This is a genomic window from Bifidobacterium ruminantium DSM 6489, assembly GCF_000770925.1.
GTDB classification, from domain to species: Bacteria; Actinomycetota; Actinomycetes; order Actinomycetales; family Bifidobacteriaceae; genus Bifidobacterium; species Bifidobacterium ruminantium.
Window position 1 is genome coordinate 1 of the sequence record NZ_JDTK01000027.1, and the last position, 23,596, is coordinate 23,596.

Below are 23,596 nucleotides of genomic sequence, written 5' to 3' on the forward strand. Positions count from 1 at the left end.
TATTGCGGATGCAGTATCTAATGCGGATGATTGGTACAACACTTATCCGCTTAAACCATTCGAATATACTATCATTGATAGCGCTTATGAGAAAACCGCTTCGTCTGAACCTGCTTCCTCTATGACTTGTAGTATAAATAACAAGGGCGGGTCAGTATCATCATCAAACTATCTAATGAACGGAACCGCTGTTAACTACAATATTAGTTATAACTCTGCTGGATTCAAATTAAATAATGGTAATCCGGTAACAATACATGATAGTCTGTCAAATATACCTAATAATGCCTCAGTCTTATTAGACAAATCATCTATTAAATTCTGCACTAATACTAACGGTTTGTATCCAACTGATAAGACATGTTATGGATCTTCAACATTGACTGGGATTAATGCGTCATGGGATCCTGTTCATAATCTCATAGTATTCTCTAATGTCCCGGATGGAACCTCTGTTGCTATTGATTACACTATTGTATTCAATAGTCCAGATGACAATATTCCTTCCGTAGGTAATTCCATATCAGTTATTGATAATGTTCCCAATACAATGAAAAGGGCTTCTTATTCTCTTGATGTTACTATCAGTCATTCTGGTGGTACTGCAACTGGAAACATGATTTCAATTCTGAAAACAGGAAAATCTTATGGTTCAAATATGTATCTCGGTCCATTACAAGGTGCTGTATTCACTGTAAGCGCGTGGAATGGTTCAGAGTGGGGTTATGGTGCTGATAGAATAACTAATGCTGATGGCATTATTACGCTCGGTAAATTGGAATGTGGTACTGCTTATCGTATTACTGAGAAAACCGCTCCGAAAGGATTCGAATTAGCTGAACCTCAGGAATTCTATTTGAAGAATTGTGGAACGGATTCTCAGAAACGTCCTGATGGATTCCAAGGTAATGCAATTCTATCAGGTTCCACGATTCATTTCGTTGATAATGAATTGGCAAAAACTATCGTTCGCATTATGAAAGTTGATGCGACTGATAATACAAAACGTCTCACTGGTAGTGAGTGGGAAATTCGCAGGAAAGATGGAACAGTTGTTAAGAAACTTATTGACGAAGGATTGAATGATGAATATTCATTGTCAATATGCTTGAATGATAAAAATCAATCCTTCTCTGAGGATAACTGTCGTAATGATACTCCTAATGCTAATGGCATAAAGCCGTCTCAAATGTGGTCGCTTTATGGTTACAGTATTCCTTATGGTAATTCTATGGATGGATTTCTGCAATTCACTATGGATTCATCGATGATTGGCGAATATGACATTGTGGAAACGAAAGCTCCGGCTGGGTATGCGACTTATGAGGGCAATGATAACGGTAAGATTCATCTGTCAATCAGGTATAGTGATAATGGTATTCTTGCATGGTATCCAGATGAAGGCAAGGGAACAGAGGATACACAGCATCTGACGAATAATGGTGCGTATGTTATCCAGGATGAGAAAGCATCGAATAAGCCAGATGTATTCACTGGGTTCTTGCCTATGACTGGCCGGAATGCTGTGTTCACGGTGATTGCAGTTGCTATCATGGCGAGTGTGGTTGCGGTTCTGGTTATGCGGAAGCATGATTGATAATTGAATGGCTGATTGATTAATGATTACAGTGCCGTCATGTGTATTCATGGCGGCATTGTGTTATATTGTACGGTATTGATAGTGTTGATTGAAAGGTGGTATGTATGTCATTGCGTGGATTCGAGCGTGTGTCGTCGCGTGCATCGCAGGTGAATGATGACGTGAATATTAAATTGCGTGTTAGTGAGTCATCATTGTTATTCTCTCCGGATGCGTCGGCCGCTATTGGTAATCCTGCTTATGCGGTTATTCTGTTGAATAAGCGTTCTCATTCTGTCGCGGTTGTTCCGGCTGATAAGGGTGATGATGATGCTATCCGGTTCGCGAAAGCGGCTGGTAAGAGTGTCCGTGTTGCATTGCCGCAGGTTCTGACTGCTGTTAGCGAGTTGATTCCGGTGACGCCGGTTGATGGTCGAGCTGCATTCACTGATGTTAAGGGTGAATATTCTAAGTCGGATAACGCTATCTTGTTCCATGCGAAGGATGGTGTTGCTGGTTCATCGGCTCGTCGTGGTCGCGCTGCGCATGCTGAATGATATAAGTTAATTGCAGATTGTTCCGGAATCCCAGTTGGCAATAGTATGCTGACTGGGATTTCTTATATCCGGTGGATATATGCCTCATGAATCTCATTGTGTTGATTGGAGAAAAAAAATGAGGCGTAAGAAATTGGATTGGTTCACTATTGCGTTGCTTGTGGTTGGTATTCTGATGGTTGTATGCAGTGTAGGCATGTGGATTCATCTGGTGTCATCGCAGGTTGCAACGAATAATGAGCTGAACGCGATTGTGAAAGCGTCGGATGCGAAAGCTGGTTCATGGCCCTCTGCGAAACAAGAATCGGTATTGGATGCGGCTTATGAATATAATAAGAAACTTGATGTGAGGGCATCTGATTTCGATAATAGCAAGGCGGCTATTAATGCTGATACTGATTATTTGAATGCATTGGATACAGGTAATGGTGTGATGGCGTCAGTGTATATTCCGTCTATTAGCACGCGGGTGCCTGTGTATCATGGCACGGATGATGAAACATTGTTGAATGGCGCTGGTCATATGCGGGGGACTGACTTGCCGACTGGTGAGAAAGGTACTGTGTCGGTTATCGCGGGTCATTCCGGTGCGGTGGAGGGAATGTTCTTCACTCGCGTGCCCTCATTGAAAACAGGTGACTTGTTCTATGTGACTGTTCTCGGTAAGGAATTCTCTTATCGGATTACTGACTTGATTACTGTGAATCCTGATGATACTGATGCCATCAGGAAACTGTATGAATCTGATAAAGCGAAAGTTGTTCTGCTGACTTGCACGCCAATTTCCGTGAACACTCACAGGCTGTTGGTGGTGGGTGAACCGGCTCCGGATGCTCCGGATTCAGCTCATGCGCCGGGTGATGTGATATGGCCGCGTGGTGTGATTCTTGCGGCACTGGGTGCGGTTGTATTCATTGTTCTTATTGTTGTTATTCGTATGTTCTGGCGGAAACGAAAAATGTGTGCATGTTGATATTCGCATTGCGTAATCAATCAACAAATAATGCAGCATCACTTAATTGAGTGTGCATATGTGAATATTAAAGGAGTAAAGAAACTAATGATTACTACTAAGAAAATGACAGCATTAGTCGCTGCGGTTGCATCAACATTATCAGGTATGGCACTTGCTAATTCTGCTTATGCAGCTGCTGATACTAACACTGCGAATGACATAACTATCTCGTCACAGAATGGCAATGACAGCACTGTTGCAGGCCGCACATTCACTGCTTATAAGATTGCATCTTATTCAAATGCACGCTTCGATGGTGAGGGTAATGCCGCGAAAGTTACCGGTTATAACTTGAATTCAACGGTTGATGATGCGAAGCTGCGTTCCGCTATTATCACTGCTATCACTGATGCTGATGGTAATGTGAAGGATGCTTATAAGAATGTCGCGAATGTTGTTGCTGGTCAAGGCGGCGTTAAAACTCTCACATTCAAGAATGAGGATGCTAATCTGTCTGCTATCCAGTTCATCGCTAAGCACTTCTATGGCAATGCTGATGATGTGTATACAAACAATCATGCTAACAATGCTGACACTCGTAAGTTTGCTGATGCATTGCGTACCGCTGGCTTGACTTCGTTCGCTACTGTGACTGCTGGCGCTAATGATGCTTCTGCGTCATTCAATCTCGGTGATGATGACCTCGGTCTGTATCTTATTGTTGAAACTAGTCATGGCGCTGCGAATGGTGAAACCATATCCCGTGCTATGGTTATTGGTTCAGTGTTCAAGAACGGTGATGCTTATGTGAATACTATTGCTGGTCAGGGTGATGGTGCCACTGATGTCACTGTCGGAACTATCAAACTGAAATCAGCTAAGGTAACTGTCGATAAGGAAGTGGTTGGTAATGACCAGTTGATTGGACTCGGTTCAGTTCGCACCTTCCAGATTGATACTAATGTTCCGAATTATAAGAATGATTATCAGGATTGGACTAATCCTGTGTTCAAGGTTCATGATAATCCATCTGACAATCTGACTGTCTCCGCTAAGGGTGATTACACTGATGTCTCTAACCTGAAAGTTCAGGCGAATACTGGTGCTGATGGTGCGTATGAGGATGTGGCTGCTGATGCTTATACTGTGTCCGCTGATACTACAACTGATGATGCGAATGATTTCATTGTGTCATTGAATTCACCTGCTGATTTCAGTGGTAAGAAAGTTCGTGTTAAGTATGATGCGACTGTGAATAGTGTGGTTACTGGTACCACTGTGAATAATACGAACATTGAATTTAGCAATGATCCGTATGATGCGAGCAGCGTGGATACTAAACCTTCTGATGATGAGAAACTGTATCAGGCTGACTTTGACCTGTCTAAGGTTGCATTTAAAAATAATACCGTCCAGCTTGATGGCGCTCAGTTCACGGTGACTAAGAATGGTACTGATACTCCAGTTCGCTGGAAGGAATCAGAGGATAAGTCATATTATTATGAGGCGAAAGATAGCACTGAAACCGGTCTCACTAATACGGTGACTCTGAATACTGCCTCATTGAAGAAAGGCACTGCATTCCGTGGATTAGCATTTGATTCTGATGATGCTACCACTTATACATTCACTGAAACTAAGGCACCGGAAGGTTATATTCTCGGTGGGGAACCTCTGACATTCACTGTCAAATTGACTCCGAAATTCGGTAGTGATGGTGAGTTGACTGGTGTTGATTATTCAGTGAATGCAGGCAAGTTCGCTAAGTTCCTTGATGCATCTGCTATCTCATTGGATGCAGCGAAACCGACTGCTGGCACTCTGAATACTGTTGGTGAGAATGCAACGGGTACTGTGTATTCAGCATCCGCGACTGCTGAGAACACTGATGATTTGAAGGACATGCCTAAGACTGGTGCTGATGTGATGACTTACATTGCGGTGTCGGTTGCGTTCGCGACTGTGGGTGCTGCTCTGGCTGTGGTTGCTCGTCGCCGTATGAAGGCTGGTAAGTGATTATAAGTGTCATCATGATTGCATGTTGACATGCTGAAATAGTTAATCCCGGATGGGTTCGCCTGTCCGGGATTCTTCATATCTATATGATTGCTTGTCCGTATGTACGTATTGATGCCAGTCAGGAGTGGGACTGGCATCGTGCGTAATTGGAGCATATGAACAGTATTGTTCGTGTGTGTAATATCATGCCCGTCCACTGGGATATTTGCATTGAAATAAGTGTTATATATGGGAGGTATTCATTATGAGTGAGTCAGTTGAAATTCCGGTAAATATGCGTGCTGCCGCGAAGGAATATGGTGTGAATCGTATGGCGGAGGCGATGCAGTCATTGCATGCAGCTGGTGTCAGTGTTATCACGCCTGCCTTGTCGAAAATGGCGGTTGAAGCGTCGTTGCATGCTGAGGATAAGTTCTTGTCGGATGCGCTGGTGACTGTGGTTGATGTTCAGTTATTGTCATCTGGCATCATTGATGGTGGGCTAATTAATCTCATTGCAGATATGGATGATGTGTCGCGGAAACTGTTGGCGGCTGTGTTGTATTCATTTGTTATCAATGAGCGCAGGTTATCGGAGGTTGAACGACGGGCTATCGCGTGGGATGCGTGGACTCGGACTGCTGATGTGTCATTGTCGGATGCTGATACCTTGATTAAACGCATAATTGATAATCCTGATGCTGTGTTGGATTCATTGGATGCCCATGAGGATTATCCGGGTGTTGATGATGTTGTCTCATTGTTCAATGATGACGCTGCGTGATGCTGTATACATGTGAACACTGATGGTGCCTATCCGGTTAAGTAACTGGATAGGCATTCGTATTCCTGATGCTGGCGGATATATGCCTTGCATGAGAAATAGTAGTTTGAATAAAGCGAAAATGGTGAAGAATGATGAATTTTACACGCGGTATGAGGATGTGGTTGCCGAGTGTGAGCATTATGATTTCACTGGCTTGCATGTGATGTGTCCGTTCGATGATCCGGAGTGGTCTGCGTTCTATAAGTACTTCGATGATAACTATGAGCGGCTGGGGTTGGCTGGGTTGACCTGCACTCATAGGACGCTTGATGGTTCGCCGTCATACGCGCTGGTTCGTGATGGTGGTGCTCCGACGCGGCGGGTTGACCTTGTTCGTGATGGCGATTTCTTCACGTTGGAGGTGAATAAGTTGATGCAACAGTGTGATGTGGTGGTGTCGAATCCGCCGTTCTCGCTATGGCGGAAAATATTCCAGAATCTCATGGAATGGGATATGAAATTCCTATTGGTGGGTTGTAATATGGTTCCAGCTTATTCTAATGTAATGCCTGAATTCATGAATGGTAATATACATCTCGGATTCACTAATATTAGTGAGTTCATCACTGATTCTTCGTTGATGCCTATTAATTCATATTGGTATACTAATCTTCCATCCCCCCCCCCATTATCGTGAGTTGTCTGCATCGAAACATTATAATCCTGATGATTATCCTATGATTCTGAATTGTCCGATGCCGGTTATTAATGTGAATAAATGTGTTGATATCCCTGTTGATTATGATGGTGTGATGGCTGTCCCTTTTATCGTCCATTGAATATTGTTACCCATCAAAATTCCGATTGCTCGGCTCGACATCATATAATCAGATTGGTGTTCCGCACGCCTTATATATTAATGTTGATGGTGTGAGAACTAAATTATTCTCACGCTTGCTTATCCAGTGGATTCATTGATTCCATGTGTTCATATAAGAAACCCGCAGGTTAATGGTGACCTGCGGGTTCGCTTATTATGTGGCTCGGATTACTTGATGGGATTCGGATTGGTGCCGTTCGGATGTCCGACTGTCTTCGATGTCATGCCCCATCCGCCTGGTGTCCTGCATGCCCAGTCGCGATTCATTAGAAACTGTGTTATCTCTAAATCCCAGTCCTTCGAACTCATGTTGTCTGGCTTCCTGTTATTCATGTAATCCCGCTCTGTCTTACTGTATACTGACTGTGCCATATTGATTATCCTTCCGTGGTTGGTATGTATATATTGAATTCACTTGTTCGCATTGATGGTATGTATGCCGCGACTCATTAACCATGAACCGTGCTTGTCTGGCTTGACTATGGTGACCTGTATGTAATCGCGTGCATTATACTTGTCTATTGACTTCTGTATGAGGTTGCGTATGTATCCGTTCTCTGCGAACCATATGAACTGATCGTATATGTCACGTGTATATGTGTTCATCATTGATTGTATGATTCTGTCATATTCTGATTGTGATTTCGCACTACGTTCCAGTTCATATCCGACTGCAATTCCAGTGTTGTATACTAATGCAAGATCTGGTGTGTGGTATGACAATAATGTGTCGCTTGACTTATGGTAATCTACGACATATCCTGTTGCTCCCTGCCATGCAAGACGTGCCTTATCATACTGATTCTTATTCGGAATGATGATTGGTGGTATGACATATCGCCATGCGTCACCGCGTGCAATACTTGCATCAATTGGCGCGTCGCCCTCATTCTGATTGCGTATTTGACGGTGGTATCCTTCGATTATCATGCGTGCTTTATCATTCGGATACTTCAATGCGCCGGTGAGCTTCCTGTATGATGATTGCATCAGTGTCTCTCCTACAAGGAATGCTGTTCCATCATGTATGTATGCTCTGTCATCATTCATACCCTCATATAATTCTGGTTGTTCTGATGGCGATAATAATGCGGCTGCAATGCGTGATACTCCTATTACGTGTTCAGGCATTCCGATAATGTCCTTGTTGGTTATGCGCTTGCTCGTCGGTAATGATGCCATATCATTACCTGCTGGTGTGTTGCAATATATGTGTGGTAATAGTCCGGTATCTTTCAGTTCCTGTACATATCCTCGCCTGATTGTTGTTGCCAGTGGACTGCATATGGTGCTGTTGATACTTAATCCAACTGCCCTTGCGATATCGCATGCTTTCGCTGTCTTAACCTGTTGTAAATAATCGATAATAGTTTGTATTCGCGCTTCTCGTTCTTCACCGGTGGCTCCGTGTCGAACGCCGCCGCGTCCGCTGGATTTCATTTCCGCTTGCTTGCGTGCCTGTGTATTCTGTGTCTTATATGTGTCAGACATTGTATGCATGTTTGCATGTGTGCTCACTGGATTCATGGATGGCTTATTGTTCGCAGGGTGCACATTCTTGCTTGCTTGTGTGTTCGGTTGATGCGCTGGTTGTCCCTGCCGGAATGCAGGTGCGAGTGTTGGTTGCCTATCCTGTAATGATGTGTGGTGCCTATCCGGATTATTCCCGTTATTTGATTGGTGACTCCTTGCCGGTAATGTACGGTGACCCCTCTGAATATTCTCATTATTCTGTTCCATATCTATACTCCATTCACTGTAATTAATGTGTATGTCGCATAGTGAATATCATATGGATATCATACGAAATATCATACGAGTTATCATACGAGTTATCATACGATTCATCATATTATTATCATACGGATTTCAGATAAAGAATATATGGCGAAATCGTTGAAATTCCGCCGATTGTTGACCTTCTGGCAGATTGAGTCAAAGCCCAGAAATACAGAAAATATACTTATAATCGTTAGTAATGAATCCATTGAATCCAAATTGTATGCAATGTCATCATAATGCTATCCGTAATGCCTAACCGCCGCAGTCGCATATCACTAATAACCGTATGTGTTCAGTGTGTGCATGGGTGCATTGCCAGCATGCTAATTCCGTATGCTGGGGGGTGTGGAACATATGTCTCCTCCGCGCAACATATGAGTGCATTGTTGGCATGTGTGTGCATGCTAACAGCGATATCAGCACAGTTAGGAGGGTGGCACAGTGATGCGCCATCCTAACATTCTCGGTCATCAGTTGCGTGCGCGCGTGTGTGCGGCGGCGCGTGTCCAGTGTTATTTTTTTTGTTGTTCGGTGTGGTGCCTGTGTCTGCGCGCATGCTTGTATGCAGTGTATTCAGTATTCGAATCCTTCTGATGGTATGGCGTCAGGCATGAAGTGTCCGTATCGTTGTAGGGTGAATGCTGAGTCCTTGTGTCCTAGTTCCTTGCTTACGATTGGGATTGGTACCCCTGCAATTATTCGGCTGCTGCACGCATAGTGTCGGAGTCCGTGATGTGTCCAGCCCCTGCGTCTGGTTGCGTTCGCTCGGTGTGCTGGCCAGCATTCGTATTGTTCGCTGACGTAATCGTATAACGGGTTTGCGTACTTGTTCGCGTATGCTGTTTCGACTTGATAGCCCCCTGTTCCGGGAACGATGGTGATGTCATAGTGCCATGCCTTCTCATGCTGTATGACGTGTCCGGGAATCTGCTTGCGTGCTGGTGTACTGGTAGGGAATAGGAGCATGTTCAAGTATGTGCGTGTGCGCTCTCTGTTGTTCATTCCGGTGTATCCGGGTATCTCGGTTACCATCTCTCGGAGTCGGTTGATGAGCATCCATCCGAGTGGGATGAATCCGTGTTGCCATGCTGTGAATACTTCATTGTCGGTGAGTGTCCACATGGATTCATGGTTGTCTGCCAGTCGCGGTATCCATTCTGTCATCTGTTCTCGTTGACTGGTTTTGTAGTCGAATCCGTTCCAGCATGGTAGGAATGCGGGTAGGTGAATTTCGCGTTCTCTGTTGCCTTTTGGGTGTGTAATGTATATGGTGCCCCCTGTTGCAGTTGATGCCTGTTCGCATATGTCCATGTATCCGCGATATCCGAGTTCCTGATTGCTTGCGCCGAGTATGAGGTCATATGCCTGTTGCTTATTCAGTATGTGTCTCACTCTTAGTGCGAGCACTTCTCCGATGCGTAGCCCTCCGCCAGCTCCGAGTGCTGTTATGAGTGCGGTTCTGCGATACATACCTGCTATTCGCTTGACTTCATCGGTTAGTCTCTGTTCGCGGTTGCGGTAATGCATAGGTATCTTCCGTGCGGCGTACTTGTTCACTATGTCCGTTGGTAATCCTTGCAGGTATATGGAATCCATTGGCTCTGTGATGCCGGGTGTTGGTTCGCGATATGCGATGGTGCCTAGTGTCTTCTCGCCAGTTATTGGATTGATGGTTGTTCCGGGAGGGTCGATGGGGGTTATCTGATATGTGCTGTATGCGGTGTTGATGAATGCGGCAACGAGTTTGCTGGGGGGTATGTCGCCGCGCTGGACTTCCGGGTTCCTTGCATTGTCGCCGCTTGTGCCGCCTATTAGTATTGCTTGTGCGAATGATTCTTCACTGATGGAAATCCATGCTTGTGCCTGTTCGAATGTTCCGCGTATTACGGCTCGGAGTCGGAGTCTCTGATTCTGTGATAGTGTTCCAACTTTCGTTATCTGTCGTAGTAGTTGTGGGCTAACTTTCGTGCAGGGTGTGTCTCCTATTTTGTATGTGTAGCGCTTCGCGAGTGCGCGGTATTGTTGGACGGTTCGGGGGTTCCAGCGGTAACTGTTCTGTTGAATGTATGCGTCAACGCATTCGTTGATGGTGGGGATGTGTGCATTGTCATCATTGACTACATCTCCTAACAGATTGGCGGCGGCGATGATTGCTTCATCGCGTGTCTTGCCTCCGTGGGATGTGTGTCGCTTGTGTTGGTGGTCATAGTATGTGATGCGCCAGTTCTTGTCTCCGGCTGTTGGCTGATAGATTCTTGCGCGTCCGCCGAGAATTACTTCTGATTTGCTCATGGCTCTATTATATGTGCCATTGTGCCAATAGTGATTGTGCCATTGCTATATTGCTTGCATGTGTAAGTATTGGTATTATATGGATTGTTGGTGGTGTCAGTATATTATTATACGAATTTAAGTTCAACGTCTCCAAGGGCAAGTAGCGGCGAAAATCCGTCGATGAGATAAGCGCGCGAATGCGTCGCGCGTGTTGACGGATATGGCTGGAAATGGGACGTAACCCGGTATGGGGCATCAGCGATGGTGCCCCATACGCATATTCGGACACATCCGCATGGAGTGTGGCGGCTTATTTCCGATATGGTCGGCAGCGTGGTGATGTGAATGTTGGCCTTCCCCATATTGGCGATTTTGGATTACATTGGCATTGAGGGGAAAGGATGCGAGCCATGGAAATCAGCGACGCGGGCATTGATGGTGGGGCGGCTTTCGACTGGGGGCGTGCGTCCGAGGACGTAGATTTTCCAGACGAAACCTTCGATGTGATCACCTCCTGCCAGTGCTTCTGGTATTTTGACCATCCGCGCATCATGCCGAAGCTGTGGCGCATGCTCAAGCCCGGCGGCAGTCTGCTGGTGCTGTACATGGCGTGGCTGCGTAAATGCTGACGATGCTTGCCTGGGTCTGGGATCGCCGAGAATCGGATTCGGGCATCTTTTCGTATGGATGCCTTGTGCATCGCGGGTTTTCCTGCTATGTGTGGAAGCCATGGATATTGCGCATGGACGTCGAAGCGACGATACGGAACGGTCGCGGAAGGAACGGAAGAATACCGTCATGACGTTGCGCGATTGTCCGCGCGGCGTGCGCGTCGTTGTGGACGACGTTGATTTGGATGACCGGCACAGGTTCCGCCTGCGCGAGATCGGATTGGCGCGGGGCGTGGAGCTGCGGGTCATCCAGCGAGGTGTTTTCGGCGGGCGCGTCATCGCATTCGGCGACGAGCGCATCGCCTTGGACGGAGGCACGGCCCGTGCCGTCCACGTACGGCTCGCGCGTGATGAAGCCAAGCGGAATGACGAGAATGGGGATAGGAACGAATGCTGAGCCTGCGGAGCCTCAGAGGCGACGAATGCTGCCATCCACAATGTGATGACGCATGCTGCCACGCCGACGGCGGAACCCACGGAGAGAGCATGAAGCGTGTGGTGTTCGTCGGCAATCCGAACGTCGGAAAATCGTCGATGTTCAACGCGCTGCTTGGGGCGAAGACCCGCACGATGAACGCGCCGGGAACCACCGTGTCCATCACCTGCGGACGATACCGTTATGAGAAGGAATCGGCGGAGTCCGGGAAACCGCTGTTCTGGCAGTTCGTGGACACGCCGGGCACCTATTCGCTGCTGCCGATGAGTCCCGACGAGCAGGTCGCCGTCGATGCGTTGACCGGCGCTTCGGGCATGCCCGTGCCCGACCTGGTCGTCGTGGTGCTGGACGCCACCGCGATGTCACGATCCCTGTATCTGCTGTCGATGGTGGTGGAGCTTGGCCTGCCTACCGTGGTGGCGCTCACCATGGACGATCTTGCGCTCCGCAACGGTTGCGGCGTCGACCCCAATCGTCTGTCCCGCCTATTGGATGGCATGCCGGTCGTCGTGGTCGACGGACGCACCGGGAAAGGCGGAGAGGCGTTGGCCGACGTGATCGCCGAAGGATTCTCCGGTACACCCGTTCCCCACGGATTGAGGGTATGGTCTGGAGCGACGGATTCCAGTGATTCTACCGACGAAATACGCGCCTGGTCCGAATCTCGTGCCGACGCCCGTCTGAATTGGACGGCCAACATACTGCGCGGACTTGACGTGCATGCGGACGAGCGCGTCACGGTATCCGACCGCATCGATCGGGTGCTTCTACATCCCGTATTCGGCATCATCGTATTTCTCGCGGTTCTTTTCATGGTATTTCAGGCCACGACCACGCTCGCCAGCCCCATGCAGGACTGGATCGACGTGACATTCCGAGGCTGGTGCACGAACGGCATCGACCGGCTGCTTGGCCTGTTCGGTCCGGCCGCGGATGGGGGATGGCTGCGCTCACTGACGGTGGATGGCCTGCTCGACGGCATAATCACGGTGCTGACGTTCATTCCGACGATGGGCATCATGTTCCTGTTACTGTCGATGCTGGAGGATTCCGGTTACATGGCGCGCGCCGCGTTCGTGATGGACCGCGCCATGCGCGCCTTGGGTTTGGATGGGCGTGCGTTTCTGCCGATCATCGTCGGATTCGGCTGCAACCTGCCGGCATTGGCGGCCACACGCACGTTGCCTGATTCCCGGCAGCGGGTTCTGACGGGAATGCTGGTTCCGTTCGCGGCCTGTTCTGCACGCCTGTCGGTGTTTCTGGTCCTCGCCCACGCGTTCTTCCCGAAATACGCCGGACTGGTGGTGTTCCTCATGTATGTGGTTTCGGTGACGGTCATCCTGCTGGTCGGCGTGCTGTTGCGCCACACCATGTTCCGGGGGCTTGAGCCGGAACCGTTGATGCTGGCGCTTCCCGCATACCAGTGCCCGCGCGCGGTGCAGTTGGTGCGTTCGGTGCTGCTGCGCCTGTTGGGGTTCATCCGGGGCGCCAGTGTGATCATCATTGCCATGATCATGGTGCTGTGGCTGCTGCAGGGCATTCCCATGAAGGCCGATGCGGGTGGCTTCGCGCATGTGGACGATGTGCACGATTCCGCATACGGCGTGCTCGCGGACACGGTCGCCCCAGTGTTCGCTCCGGCCGGATTCGATGACTGGCATGCATCGGCCGCGTTGATCACCGGATTCGTGGCCAAGGAGGTCGTGGTCGGTTCGATGTCCCAGTCGTATCATGCGGACGAATCTGGCGATACCGCCGGCAATCGCGGCGGCGAGGGGACATTGGGGCAGAAACTACGCGTCTCATTCGGCAGATCATCGCATGGCCATGGCAGGGCTGCCGCAATCGCATTCCTCCTGTTCACGCTCGCCTACACGCCATGCCTGGCGACAGTTGCGGAGATGAGACGGCAGTTCGGTACGAGAGTCGCGGCGCGTTCCGTGCTGCTGAGCTTGGCTGTGGCGTATGTGATTGCCGTCGTCGCTTTCCAATTGCTGCGATTGGTGTGGTGATCAGGCATGGCGTGGCATGGCATGCCTGCACGCGGATGGCGTCGCGCGCGTCGTTCGCCGGATTCGTCCGTTTTGTATGAAGACCGTCATCGTGATCGTCATTCGGACGATATCGTCGCATGCGTCGCCGAAGATGTCTCCGCCGGATTGACGGCACGGCAGATCGCCGACAAACGGCGTCTTCCGGTCGATTTTGTGGACATGGCCATCGACCGCGCGCGGGAGCGTGGCCTGCTTGAAGTGGTGGACATGGGGTCGTCCGGACATGCCTGTGGTGAATCGATATGCCGACCCGATCCTGATTCGTTGGTCTGTGCCGGATGTCCATTCAGGATATTCCCATCCTCAAGGTCGTAGAATGGGCGGGGAAATGACGAGAGCGTCGATTGACGCTGATTCGTAGGGGTGTGGCGCATATGGATTATCAAAACGTTGAACAACCTTCCGTGCCCCGCAGAAGGGCTTGGCCGATTGTCCTCGCCGTGGTTGTGGCGTGTGTTGTGGCGTGCGGTATCAGCGTATACGTCTACCATGGCAGACAGCAGGAGGCATTGGCCGCTTGCCGCCAATCGCTTGCGGATTTCAGCACGGCGCGCAAGTCCGTGCTCGACACGTCGGATAACAGCGGCGAATTGCAGAAGCTGGCCCGTGACGTGTTCGGGGTGGATGACATCCTCGACGCGTTCGCGGACGCGGCCACCAGCGCCGAGAACACGGTCGATGTGGAGGGCTGCAAGGCGAACGCCACCATCACGCAGCTCAATCTCGTGGCGAAGACATTGGATGGCGCCACGGATTCCCTCAATACGAGCCTGAAGAACATCCGTGAGAAGAAATCCACGGATTCATCGCAGAAAGCCAAAGATGATTCGGACGGATCGACGGATAGCGCATCATCCGGCCAGTCATCCGACGGACAGCAGGAAAGCTCCTCCGGCACTGGGCAGTTGGACGAGTCGAAGAAGGAGCTGCAGCAGTCGATCGACAAGGCTGACAAGTTGGTGGACCGGCTCAGCAAGGACGACACGTTGACGCTGACGGGACGCAAGCTGATGTCCGCGCTGTCCAAGGCGGTGGATTCCGGCCGGAAGCTCATCGAAAACAGTGACATCAAGGACTCCAAATACTACAAGGCGGCCAAGGTCACGCTCGACGAGGCCATCGACATGGCCGACAATTGGGTGAACAGCCAAGCGGCCAAGGCCCAGTAGACACCATGCCGTCCCCAGCGTGTTGCGTTCGTTGATGCGTCTAGAGTTTCCTTCGTATGCAACGACGGAGCCATACGTCGGATATTGAGGGGGAGTGGATGGAAGGATTGGCCTGCGGACCATCGGACGAGCCATCGGAAGGCATCGTCGTATCGAAGCCGACGGCCCGCCTGATGATGTTGGTGAACGCGGCGGTATGGGGCTCGGGATACACCATGCTCAAGCACGTGCAGGAGAGCATGCCGACGCAGTGGATGATGTTCTTCCGCATGGCGGCGGCCGTGCTGCTCATGGGTGTCGTGTTCTTCCCCCGTCTGCGCGGGATCCGGTTGCGTCGCTACGTCGTCCCGGGACTGGCCCTCGCACTGACGTATTGGCTGGGTTTTCTGTTCCAGCTCAAAGGGCTGGAGACCACGTCCCCGGGCCGCAACAGCTTTTTCACCGACACGTATTGCGTGATGGTGCCGTTCATCGTATGGGCGTTCACCCGCAAACGGCCAAGCTGGCAGCATCTGGTCGCCGCGCTCGTCTGCGCGGTCGGCATTGGATTGGTGTCGCTGAGCGGTGGTGGGGGAGCGCAGCTCATGCACATGGGCTCCGGAGACCTCATGACCATCGTCGGTGCGTTCTTCTTCGCCTTGAATTTTGTGCTGGTCGGTCTTATCGGCAAGGATTTCGACGCGGTCGCATTGATGCTGGCCGAATTCGCATGGTGCGTACTGTTCTTCGGCGTCGGCGCGGTGTTCACCTCGGGTGCCCCGTCCACGGACTGGGCTCGTTGGGACATCGTGCTGTGCATCGCGTATCTGGTGGTCGGTTCTACGGTGATTGCCCAGATATTCCAAACGATCGCCATACAGAATCTACCCACCTCCGAGGCGTCCGTGATCCTCAGCACGGAATGCATCTTCGCCATGCTGGTCTCCGTATTGGCCACCGGCGAGACGCTGACTATTCCGTCGATATGCGGGTTCGCATTGATTTTCGGTGCGATCGTGCTGTCCGAGATTCAATTGCCTGCATCGTCTGCAGGCGCGCGTTCCGATAAGACTACTTGCGTCTGACCGCGGCGTCGATCAGCCGTGTCAACGGCAGCAGATAGAGGAACACGGCCATCAGTATGCTGGACGTGGGTGCGCCGACAGAAGCTAATGGCACTCCGCTTGCGATTGACCATGGAACAAGCGGAGCCACCACCACAGCAGTGTCCTCAAGATTGATCGCCTTGCGTTGTTCGTCGGATTCCAGATGGTCGCATAACTGGTCCGTCAACATGATGGACAGCGTCTGATTACAGGCGATGGCGCCGGTCACGGCGGATGCGGCCAATGTGGCGCCGAAAACGCTGATGCGACTTGCCATCGAGGAAACGAGACGATGCGCATCATGCAGCAGACCGGTTTCCTGGAAAATGCCGGAATACGAAGACGAGATGCAGACGATCAGCATCACCTTGACCATCGAAAAAATGCCACCGCCATCGACAAGCGGCGCGACCTGCGCATCGGCGCAATGGAAACCGAACAGCAGCGCGCGTCCAATTTCTGACCAACCCAAATGCTGCACGAACAGGCAGATCGGCAGCGCGGATAATGCGCTGGCGCCCATCGTGATACGTACGTCGACCCTCGCGATCGCGAGAACGACGAGCACCGCGGCCGGGATAACCGTCACCCAATGCAGATCGAACACCTTGGAAAACAGGGTGGCGATGTTCACTGACTTGGCGGACGGGTGGGTGCACAACGCCATCGCCGCATATATCGCGCAGGTCAGCGCAAACGGCACGGCCGCTGTCCGGAGCATCAGACGGATGTTGTCGAAGATGTTTGTGTGGGTGAGCGTCTTGACCAGTTGCGCGCTGGTTGAGACGGGTGAGCATCGGTCGCCGAAGTAGATTCCGGAAAGGATGGCGCCTCCCAGCAGCATCGGCGGAATGTTCATGGATGTGCCGAGGGTCATGGTGATGACGCCCATGGTGGCCGCCGAAGCGAACGACGAGCCGGTCAGCAGAGACATCAGGCAGTTGAGCAGGAACGTGAGCAGGATTACCCCATGAGGCCTCACCAGGCCGGTCGCGTTCGCCACGATGAATGGCACGGTGCCTGCCGCGCGCCACAAGGTGGTGAGTATACCGATCAGCACGAAGGTCACCACCACGATGCTCGCGGCGCGCATGGTGGCCAATCCTTTGGCAATCATCGGCTTGAACGCATGTCCGGTCAGTCTTCCGTGCACGAGGAAGATCACCACGCCGGCCAGTAGCGCCGGAATGATGGACGCGCCGCACGCTATGCACGTGACGAGTGCGGCGCAGAACAGCAGCAAGGCGATGATTTCCGGCATGGTTTCTCTTTTCCTTGTATCGTTCTTGTATTGTTCCGGGGGAGGACACGGTCAGATTAACAGGATTATCACATTGTTCCTTGGTTCGAGTCACAGGTAAAATACTGTGCATGAATTTCCTGAGCATGGATTACTTCATCATGGTCGCCAAGGAGCGAAGCTTCACCAAGGCGGCGAAACGCTTGGGCATCACGCAGCAGACGCTCAGCGCGCACATCGCGAACCTCGAACGGGAGGTGGGATGCGAGCTGTTCGTCCGCCATGTGCCGCTGGAACTGACCTATGCGGGAAGGACGTTCCTGCGGTACGCCAACGGATTCCAACGCGAACACACGATGATGATGCAGGAATTCGGCGATATCGCGCATGACGAATCGGGCGTGCTGCGCGTGGCCGTCGGACACACCAGGGGGCAGGCCATCATGCCGCGCGTCATCGCCGCGTTCCAACGGAAACGTCCGGGCATTGCCATCGACATGATCGAGGGCGTAAACGAATCGCATGGACAAAGACTGTCCGACGGGGAGGTGGATCTCGCCATCGCGCATTTCGCCCACGCGATACCGGGAGTGGAGTTCATCGATTTCTACGATGAGGAGATGCAACTGGTCATATCACGTTCCCTGTGGATGCAGGTGGTAGGTCGATCGCCGGGCGAGGCCGAGGCGTACATCGCCCGGGGCGATCTGACGCCATTGAACCAATGCCCGTTCGTACTCGGCCACTGCAACGACATCGACGGCCGCATCGGAGACGAACTGTTCCAACGGTCGGGATTCCGCCCCATCGTCAAAGTGCGGTCCGACAACATGCAGACCCTGCTCGCTCTGGCGAAGCTGGGCGTTGGCGCTACTCTGATGGTCCGCCAGTTCCTGCACGGAACGCAGGATGATGAGGCCTTGTCCGGAATCAAAGTGCTTCCGCTCGGACAAAGCGCGCGGTATTCCATCGGTTTCGGCATCCGCAGGCAGGACTACCGGTGGAGCGCGTTGAACGATTTCATGACGGTGGCCCGCGCGATGGTAGGCGCGTAGACGCTGCCCGGATTCTGATGAAAACGACTCAAGTGGATTTGCTTCAAGTCGACTTGAAGTTGCTATGCTGGGCCTCAACAACGAAGAAACAAAGAAGCAATCAAGGAGGATCATGGCCGAATTCGACATCGCCTCACTGGACGGATTGGCCCATCGCACCGACAATGAGCAGGCTCCGGAGGTGTATTTCACGCCCCTGATCACGTCGGACAGCCTGCTTGCCGCCTACCACGCGCTCGGAACCAAGCCGAAAGGTCGCGTGGCCATCAAGATTCATTCCGGCGAATCGGAGAAATCCAACAACCTCAATCCGGCGCTCGTCAAGGATCTCGTGCGGGAGATCGGCGGCACACTCGTGGAATGCGCCACCGCATATGACGGCAACCGCGAAACGCCGGAGAAAAGCCTCGCCGTGTTCAAGGAACGTGGATACGCCGACATCGCGCCGATCCAGATCATGGACATGGGCGGCGAAATCGAGATTCCAGTGGCCAAGCACCGTCACATCGCATACGACATCGTCGGCAAGCATATCGACGACTACGATTCCATCTTCGTGCTCTCACACTTCAAAGGCCATCCGATGGGCGGCTTCGGCGGCGCGTTGAAGAACGTGTCCATCGGCATCGCATCGTCGAATGGCAAACGCTGGATCCATTCCGCGGGCGTGGCCACCGACCACTGGGTGGAAGCCGACCAAGATGACTTCCTCGAATCGATGGCTGAAGCCGACGAAGCAGTGATCAGCCACATGCATGGCAACATGATGTATCTGAACGTCATGAACCGCCTGTCCGTGGACTGCGACTGCTTCCCCACCCCCTCCGAACCGGACATGCACGATATCGGCGTGTTGTCATCGCTTGACCCGGTGGCGCTCGACCAGGCATGCGTGGATCTCGTCCATATCGCCCCCGACGGCGCGTCCGTCACCGAGCGCATCGCCTCACGTCACGGCGAGCACACGCTCGAATACGCCGAGGAGCTCGGCATCGGCTCACGCTCGTACCGTCTGACCGTGCTCGACTGAAATGGGCGTGGACATGAACGAGGCGTCGCCGCGGACCGCGGACAAGGCGATCGCACGCTTGGCGACGCTGCTTGGGGACGATACCCGAGAACGGGTGTTCGTGGCCATCGACGGTCCATGCGCGTCAGGCAAGACCACGTTCGCCCAAATCCTCAACGAACGGTTCGGTGGCAATGTGCTGCATATGGACGATTTCTTCCTGCGTCCGGAGCAGCGCATGCCGGAACGTCTGGCTGAACCTGGTGGCAACGTGGACCGCGAGCGGTTCGAGACGGAGACGTTGGCGCCGCTTGCCGACGGGAAAGCCGCGCGATACCGACCTTGGGATTGCCATGCGGGCGATTTCGCCGCTTCACGCACCGTGGAACCGGCACGGCTGACCGTCGTGGAGGGCAGCTACAGCATGCATCCCGCCTTGCGTGGGTATTACGATTTCATGATCTGCCTTGCGATCGACCCGGCCGAGCAATTGCATCGGCTCGAGTCACGCAACCCCCGCATGCTGCGACGGTTCGTCGACGAGTGGATTCCGCTGGAGAACCGCTATTTCGAAGCGACCGACGTTCGAACTGCCGCCGATATGCTGGTCGACACTGCATTGCCGAACGATGCATGACAATTAACGAAGAGAAGCAAACAAAAGGAGAATGAACATGTCTGATTCTGCAACTATGTCCGTGCGCGCTTTGCATCGTACCGACCTGCCGAAGCTGAGCCTGAGCACCAAAGCCGCGGCCACCGTGTTGGCCATTGTGGCCGCGGTCGCATTGCCGCAGCTGTTCCATGTCATCGGTGCCGTTTCCGGGCAGGGCACCATGCTTGGCGTAGCATTTCTGCCGATGCATCTGCCGATCATCTTTGTCGGCCTGATTGCCGGTCCTGCCGTCGGCGCCATCGCCGGAGCTGCCGCGCCGCTCGCCAGCTTCCTGCTGTCTGGCATGCCGATGCTGGCGATGCTGCCGCTGATGATGGTGGAATTGTGCGCGTATGGTCTTGTGGCCGGTCTGCTGCGCGAAGTCAAGCTGCCGAGTCTTGCGAAGGTGGTCATCGCTCAGCTGGCCGGCCGTGTGGTGCTGACCGCGGCCACTGCGATCGCTGTGTTCGCGTTCGGCTCAAGCAAGGCGGCCGCCGCAACATGGACGAGCGACCTGGCCGCCGGCCTGCCGGGACTCGCCTTGCAGTGGGCGCTGATCCCGCTCGCCGCCTACTGGACCGAGTCGCTGATCGCCAAGCGCAACCACTGATATGACGTTTGCCCGGCCACGTTCTGGGCAAACGCGTGATATGCGGGAGCCAAGCCGTTAAGCTTGGCTCCCGTTACTTATAGGAGGACTACGTAGGAGTTTTACGAAGGGGAGCGGTTATGATCGCAGGAGTGTCCATCACCACATTGCTGCTGGTGCTCGTCGCCGGAATCGGCGCGGGATTCGTCGGATACGCCGTCGGAGCCTCCTCACTGATCTCCTATCCGGCGTTGCTGGCGTTCGGCATCCCGCCGGTGCTGTCCAACACCACGAACACGGTGGGCGTGTGCGGCACCGGCATCGGCGGGCTGCTGTCCGCGCGCAAGGAGCTCAAGGGCCAGGGACGCCGTGTGGCTGTCTACGCTTGCATCGGCTTGGTCGGAGGCATCATCGGCGGCTTGCTGCTGTTGGAATTGCCCGCGAAGGTCTTCGAATTCGCTGTGCCGCCGCTCATTCTGTTCAGCGCGTTGATCATCGCGCTGAACCCGCGGAAGAAAGCGGCCGCACGCGACGCTGTCGCGCAGGCGTTGCCCCAATCGCAGCAAGGCGAGCGCGCGGCGCTGATCGCCAGTAGGACGGCCAATGGCAGTCTGCGCAACGACCCGTGGTGGCTGTGGATCGGCGTGAGCTTCGTCGGCATCTATTCGGGATATTTCGGTGCCGCCGCCGGTACCCTCGCCCTGGCGATCCTCGACCTCGGCAAGATCGGCCCGTTCCACCAGATCAACGCGCTGAAGACCGTGGTCGGCTTCGGCGCGAACATCTCCGCCGCGATCATGTTCATCTGCCGTGGCTCCGTCTACTGGCCGTTCGCCATCGCCATGTGCCTGGGCTGCATCATCGGCAGTTCCATCGCCCCTCCGGTCACACGCCATATCCCCGAGAACATCATGCGCGCCGCCGCCGTGCTCACCGGCATCGTCCTCGCCGTCAAGCTTGGCTGTAGCACCTATTTCTAAAAGCCTTTGGTTCCGGAGTGTGGCGTGTGACCGTGCGGCTGCGCTCCGGAACGACAATTTCCGGTTCCTCGTGTGCTGAGATTCGTCTTGGCCTGGTGACTTGCGGCGGGTTTGTTCCCAAGCGGGTGTTCCGTAGGTGGTTTTTCGCTTCCGTAGGTGGTTGCCGGAGGAAAGGCGTTTGAGAAACGGCTTAAATTAAGCCATTCTCAGACACCAATACCAGAACCAACCACCTACGGAACCACAAAACCACCTACGGAATTGAGTCTGGCAACGGTGTTTGGCACTTTTACCGAAGATGGTGAAAAACGGTATATGCCGCTTCGAGTGGCTCGATTATTTCGAATATCTGAAAAGAGTAGGAACCCCCCCATTAGATAAGTGTCGATAGTGCCCGCATGACGATATCTACATCCTTGTTTTCCAGCTCGCGAATGACGTGCAGATAGGTTTCCTGAGTTGTAGTCATGCTGGCATGGCCTAGACGGCGTGACACGCTGGCGATCGATACGCCGGCGAACAGCAGCAGCGATGCGTGTGTATGGCGTAGACCATGGACGGAAATAACTGGCACGTCCACGTTTCTGCAATGTTTTGCAAGCACGTCGTTGGCTGTTGAGTTGTAGACCTTGCCGTGCACGAAAATAGGTTTATCATGCGGAAGATCCTTGAGTAATCCAGACATTTGCATGATGAGTTGCCAGTCGAGTTGCACTTTACGCACGGACGATTCGTTTTTCGTGGGTACGAAACCGCCGCCGTTTTTATAATCCCAAGTTTTGTTGACGGAAAGCGTCTGGTGTGCGAAATCAAAGTCATCGGGTGTGAGCCCAAGCGCCTCAGAGAATCGGAGTCCGGTTTTCGCGATAAGGAGGATAAGCCAATCCCAGCTTGCCTCGGCCCCAAGATCAAGGTCCGCGAGCATGGCATGCAGCTCGAATTGGTTGAGATACTTCATTTTCTTAATGCGTGGCTGCTTGCCTTTGATGATGACTTTGCGCGTTGGATCACGGGGTATGAGTCCTTCATCGACGGCATCGAGAATGGCGCCTTTGATCTGATGGTGAAAATCCATGGTGGTTTGGCGCTCATGATGTTGTGCATATCCGTTGATGAGCTGCTGGTATGCGGTTCGATCCATATCGGTGAGTCTGAGTTCAGGGATGAGCTTGCCGAGCCAGGATTGCGTAAGTCGATATTTGCCCATGGTCACGTCTCTGATGGCGCCTTCCTTGTACGTTCTCACCCACTGGGCGTAGTAGTCGCAGAACAGCGATTCTGATGTGATGGTTTCCTGCATGAGATGCGCCTTTCTAAAAATAGGGGATTGGCGCAGCCATCATACTTACGCTGATGAAGGGTGATGAGCGAGTCCAGACGGTCGAAGAACGCGCCGATTTGGCGCTGCTCATCAATTCTTTTGGGAATGCAGATCTGCGTTTCAAAGAAATCATCTGGAGCAATGTTGAGCAATCCATGGTTTCTGGCTCCCTCAGCCGCGATTAATTGAACGGACTTATACCATCTATCAGTCTCGTAGTATGTGACTAAGAAATCAGGATCTCCAGAAAGCAATTCAAAGCAGATATACAGTGTCGAGACGCAGCCCATGTCATACTTTTCCAGTCTTTTTATCGCTCCCCATGGGCTGTCGGTCGAGGTGCTCTTGTTATAGGCAAATTCTCCCCTATGCAGAAGGAAGTATCCACTCATATCCTTGCTTGCAACCTGGCTGTTGAAAAAAGTTCTCTGATCCACCAAGCCGTACTGAGCAGAAATGGTAAGAGGAAGATCGGAATCGCCGTTCTCATTCTTTCGGGTAACCCTACGTGCAACTTCCCCCAGCTTACGCTGTTCCCAAG

The 23,596-nt window shown here is 52.4% G+C and carries 23 protein-coding genes; 18 read left to right on the forward strand and 5 right to left on the reverse strand.

Features of this window, described 5'->3' with window-relative positions; translation table 11 throughout:
- The 7 genes from OU26_RS10235 to OU26_RS10765 all read left to right on the forward strand — a co-directional run.
- A partial coding sequence (locus OU26_RS10235; protein WP_169741496.1) for a prealbumin-like fold domain-containing protein occupies positions 1-1,597 on the forward strand: 1,597 nt, incomplete at its 5' end.
- Between the two features lie 107 nt (positions 1,598-1,704).
- Positions 1,705-2,136: a hypothetical protein gene (locus OU26_RS10140; RefSeq protein ID WP_152571357.1), complete on the forward strand. Its 432-nt coding sequence runs from the start codon at positions 1,705-1,707 to the stop codon at positions 2,134-2,136.
- Positions 2,137-2,254: 118 nt separating this feature from the next.
- On the forward strand, positions 2,255-3,109 hold the full coding sequence (locus OU26_RS09750; protein WP_051592872.1) for a class C sortase: 855 nt from the start codon (positions 2,255-2,257) through the stop codon (positions 3,107-3,109).
- An 87-nt stretch (positions 3,110-3,196) separates the two neighbouring features.
- Complete coding sequence (locus OU26_RS08645) at positions 3,197-5,107, forward strand: SpaA isopeptide-forming pilin-related protein (RefSeq protein WP_026645741.1); 1,911 nt, start codon at positions 3,197-3,199, stop codon at positions 5,105-5,107.
- Positions 5,108-5,354: 247 nt separating this feature from the next.
- The gene (locus OU26_RS08650; RefSeq protein ID WP_152571358.1) at positions 5,355-5,873 is read left to right on the forward strand and encodes a hypothetical protein; all 519 of its coding nucleotides are present in this window, start codon (positions 5,355-5,357) and stop codon (positions 5,871-5,873) included.
- 91 nt (positions 5,874-5,964) lie between these two features.
- On the forward strand, positions 5,965-6,552 hold the full coding sequence (locus OU26_RS08655; RefSeq protein WP_272944588.1) for an adenine-specific methyltransferase EcoRI family protein: 588 nt from the start codon (positions 5,965-5,967) through the stop codon (positions 6,550-6,552).
- Positions 6,553-6,592: 40 nt separating this feature from the next.
- On the forward strand, positions 6,593-6,694 hold the full coding sequence (locus tag OU26_RS10765) for a hypothetical protein (protein WP_420312633.1): 102 nt from the start codon (positions 6,593-6,595) through the stop codon (positions 6,692-6,694).
- Between the two features lie 452 nt (positions 6,695-7,146).
- Here OU26_RS10765 and OU26_RS10150 read toward each other — a convergent pair whose 3' ends face one another.
- Positions 7,147-8,226 carry a hypothetical protein gene (locus OU26_RS10150; protein ID WP_156097558.1) on the reverse strand — a complete coding sequence of 360 codons (1,080 nt, stop codon included), beginning with the start codon at positions 8,224-8,226 and terminating at the stop codon, positions 7,147-7,149.
- 864 nt (positions 8,227-9,090) lie between these two features.
- A complete protein-coding gene (locus OU26_RS08670; protein ID WP_033499090.1) occupies positions 9,091-10,809 on the reverse strand; it encodes a site-specific integrase in 1,719 nt (572 codons plus the stop codon).
- A 392-nt stretch (positions 10,810-11,201) separates the two neighbouring features.
- On the opposite strand from OU26_RS08670, the gene OU26_RS08675 reads away from it, so the two are divergent.
- The 6 genes from OU26_RS08675 to OU26_RS08700 all read left to right on the forward strand — a co-directional run bounded on the left by OU26_RS08675 (position 11,202) and on the right by OU26_RS08700 (position 16,185).
- On the forward strand, positions 11,202-11,420 hold the full coding sequence (locus OU26_RS08675; protein WP_026645746.1) for a methyltransferase domain-containing protein: 219 nt from the start codon (positions 11,202-11,204) through the stop codon (positions 11,418-11,420).
- Between the two features lie 169 nt (positions 11,421-11,589).
- A complete protein-coding gene (locus tag OU26_RS08680; RefSeq protein ID WP_051592891.1) occupies positions 11,590-11,859 on the forward strand; it encodes a FeoA family protein in 270 nt (89 codons plus the stop codon).
- Positions 11,860-11,948: 89 nt separating this feature from the next.
- Complete coding sequence (gene feoB / locus OU26_RS08685) at positions 11,949-13,910, forward strand: ferrous iron transport protein B (protein WP_026645747.1); 1,962 nt, start codon at positions 11,949-11,951, stop codon at positions 13,908-13,910.
- Positions 13,911-13,931: 21 nt separating this feature from the next.
- Positions 13,932-14,267 (forward strand): peptidase, encoded by a 336-nt coding sequence (locus OU26_RS09950; RefSeq protein WP_237743780.1) that lies wholly within the window; start codon positions 13,932-13,934, stop codon positions 14,265-14,267.
- Between the two features lie 59 nt (positions 14,268-14,326).
- A complete protein-coding gene (locus OU26_RS08695) occupies positions 14,327-15,121 on the forward strand; it encodes a hypothetical protein (RefSeq protein WP_026645749.1) in 795 nt (264 codons plus the stop codon).
- A 98-nt stretch (positions 15,122-15,219) separates the two neighbouring features.
- Positions 15,220-16,185, forward strand: a complete 966-nt coding sequence (locus OU26_RS08700) for a DMT family transporter (protein WP_051592873.1) — start codon at positions 15,220-15,222, stop codon at positions 16,183-16,185.
- On the opposite strand, the gene OU26_RS08705 is transcribed toward OU26_RS08700, so the two are convergent.
- Positions 16,172-17,467, reverse strand: coding sequence for a Na+/H+ antiporter NhaC family protein (locus tag OU26_RS08705; RefSeq protein WP_026645750.1), 1,296 nt, complete (start codon positions 17,465-17,467; stop codon positions 16,172-16,174). The genes OU26_RS08700 and OU26_RS08705 overlap by 14 nt on opposite strands.
- A gap of 110 nt (positions 17,468-17,577) precedes the next feature.
- Here OU26_RS08705 and OU26_RS08710 point away from each other — a divergent pair, with 110 nt between their 5' ends.
- The 5 genes from OU26_RS08710 (at position 17,578) to OU26_RS08730 (ending at position 21,734) form a co-directional block, all read left to right on the forward strand.
- On the forward strand, positions 17,578-18,501 hold the full coding sequence (locus tag OU26_RS08710) for a LysR family transcriptional regulator (RefSeq protein ID WP_026645751.1): 924 nt from the start codon (positions 17,578-17,580) through the stop codon (positions 18,499-18,501).
- Between the two features lie 112 nt (positions 18,502-18,613).
- The gene (locus tag OU26_RS08715) at positions 18,614-19,531 is read left to right on the forward strand and encodes a DUF362 domain-containing protein (protein ID WP_026645752.1); all 918 of its coding nucleotides are present in this window, start codon (positions 18,614-18,616) and stop codon (positions 19,529-19,531) included.
- A gap of 13 nt (positions 19,532-19,544) precedes the next feature.
- Positions 19,545-20,147: a uridine kinase family protein gene (locus OU26_RS08720; RefSeq protein ID WP_026645753.1), complete on the forward strand. Its 603-nt coding sequence runs from the start codon at positions 19,545-19,547 to the stop codon at positions 20,145-20,147.
- Positions 20,148-20,184: 37 nt separating this feature from the next.
- Entirely contained in the window at positions 20,185-20,775 is a 591-nt protein-coding gene (locus OU26_RS08725; RefSeq protein ID WP_026645754.1) for an ECF transporter S component, read from the forward strand.
- Positions 20,776-20,894: 119 nt separating this feature from the next.
- The gene (locus tag OU26_RS08730) at positions 20,895-21,734 is read left to right on the forward strand and encodes a sulfite exporter TauE/SafE family protein (protein ID WP_026645755.1); all 840 of its coding nucleotides are present in this window, start codon (positions 20,895-20,897) and stop codon (positions 21,732-21,734) included.
- Positions 21,735-22,107: 373 nt separating this feature from the next.
- On the opposite strand, the gene OU26_RS08735 is transcribed toward OU26_RS08730, so the two are convergent.
- Both OU26_RS08735 and OU26_RS10370 read right to left on the reverse strand, forming a co-directional pair.
- Positions 22,108-23,034, reverse strand: coding sequence for a site-specific integrase (locus OU26_RS08735; protein WP_003808869.1), 927 nt, complete (start codon positions 23,032-23,034; stop codon positions 22,108-22,110).
- Positions 22,977-23,447, reverse strand: coding sequence for a restriction endonuclease subunit S domain-containing protein (locus OU26_RS10370; RefSeq protein ID WP_477004697.1), 471 nt, complete (start codon positions 23,445-23,447; stop codon positions 22,977-22,979). Before OU26_RS10370 ends, OU26_RS08735 begins: the two co-directional genes overlap by 58 nt.
- Positions 23,448-23,596: the final 149 nt, after the last annotated feature.

What these genes read in the sequence shown, in the direction of transcription:
- OU26_RS10140 (WP_152571357.1), top strand. Translation starts at nt 1,705, where the DNA reads ATGTCATTGCGTGGATTCGAGCGTGTGTCGTCGCGTGCATCGCAGGTG.
- OU26_RS09750 (WP_051592872.1), top strand. Translation starts at nt 2,255, where the DNA reads ATGAGGCGTAAGAAATTGGATTGGTTCACTATTGCGTTGCTTGTGGTT.
- OU26_RS08645 (WP_026645741.1), top strand. Translation starts at nt 3,197, where the DNA reads ATGATTACTACTAAGAAAATGACAGCATTAGTCGCTGCGGTTGCATCA.
- OU26_RS08650 (WP_152571358.1), top strand. Translation starts at nt 5,355, where the DNA reads ATGAGTGAGTCAGTTGAAATTCCGGTAAATATGCGTGCTGCCGCGAAG.
- OU26_RS08655 (WP_272944588.1), top strand. Translation starts at nt 5,965, where the DNA reads ATGAGAAATAGTAGTTTGAATAAAGCGAAAATGGTGAAGAATGATGAA.
- OU26_RS10765 (WP_420312633.1), top strand. Translation starts at nt 6,593, where the DNA reads ATGATTCTGAATTGTCCGATGCCGGTTATTAATGTGAATAAATGTGTT.
- OU26_RS10150 (WP_156097558.1), bottom strand. Translation starts at nt 8,226, where the DNA reads ATGTCTGACACATATAAGACACAGAATACACAGGCACGCAAGCAAGCG.
- OU26_RS08670 (WP_033499090.1), bottom strand. Translation starts at nt 10,809, where the DNA reads ATGAGCAAATCAGAAGTAATTCTCGGCGGACGCGCAAGAATCTATCAG.
- OU26_RS08675 (WP_026645746.1), top strand. Translation starts at nt 11,202, where the DNA reads ATGGAAATCAGCGACGCGGGCATTGATGGTGGGGCGGCTTTCGACTGG.
- OU26_RS08680 (WP_051592891.1), top strand. Translation starts at nt 11,590, where the DNA reads ATGACGTTGCGCGATTGTCCGCGCGGCGTGCGCGTCGTTGTGGACGAC.
- feoB (WP_026645747.1), top strand. Translation starts at nt 11,949, where the DNA reads ATGAAGCGTGTGGTGTTCGTCGGCAATCCGAACGTCGGAAAATCGTCG.
- OU26_RS09950 (WP_237743780.1), top strand. Translation starts at nt 13,932, where the DNA reads ATGCCTGCACGCGGATGGCGTCGCGCGCGTCGTTCGCCGGATTCGTCC.
- OU26_RS08695 (WP_026645749.1), top strand. Translation starts at nt 14,327, where the DNA reads ATGGATTATCAAAACGTTGAACAACCTTCCGTGCCCCGCAGAAGGGCT.
- OU26_RS08700 (WP_051592873.1), top strand. Translation starts at nt 15,220, where the DNA reads ATGGAAGGATTGGCCTGCGGACCATCGGACGAGCCATCGGAAGGCATC.
- OU26_RS08705 (WP_026645750.1), bottom strand. Translation starts at nt 17,467, where the DNA reads ATGCCGGAAATCATCGCCTTGCTGCTGTTCTGCGCCGCACTCGTCACG.
- OU26_RS08710 (WP_026645751.1), top strand. Translation starts at nt 17,578, where the DNA reads ATGAATTTCCTGAGCATGGATTACTTCATCATGGTCGCCAAGGAGCGA.
- OU26_RS08715 (WP_026645752.1), top strand. Translation starts at nt 18,614, where the DNA reads ATGGCCGAATTCGACATCGCCTCACTGGACGGATTGGCCCATCGCACC.
- OU26_RS08720 (WP_026645753.1), top strand. Translation starts at nt 19,545, where the DNA reads ATGAACGAGGCGTCGCCGCGGACCGCGGACAAGGCGATCGCACGCTTG.
- OU26_RS08725 (WP_026645754.1), top strand. Translation starts at nt 20,185, where the DNA reads ATGTCTGATTCTGCAACTATGTCCGTGCGCGCTTTGCATCGTACCGAC.
- OU26_RS08730 (WP_026645755.1), top strand. Translation starts at nt 20,895, where the DNA reads ATGATCGCAGGAGTGTCCATCACCACATTGCTGCTGGTGCTCGTCGCC.
- OU26_RS08735 (WP_003808869.1), bottom strand. Translation starts at nt 23,034, where the DNA reads ATGCAGGAAACCATCACATCAGAATCGCTGTTCTGCGACTACTACGCC.
- OU26_RS10370 (WP_477004697.1), bottom strand. Translation starts at nt 23,447, where the DNA reads ATGAGTGGATACTTCCTTCTGCATAGGGGAGAATTTGCCTATAACAAG.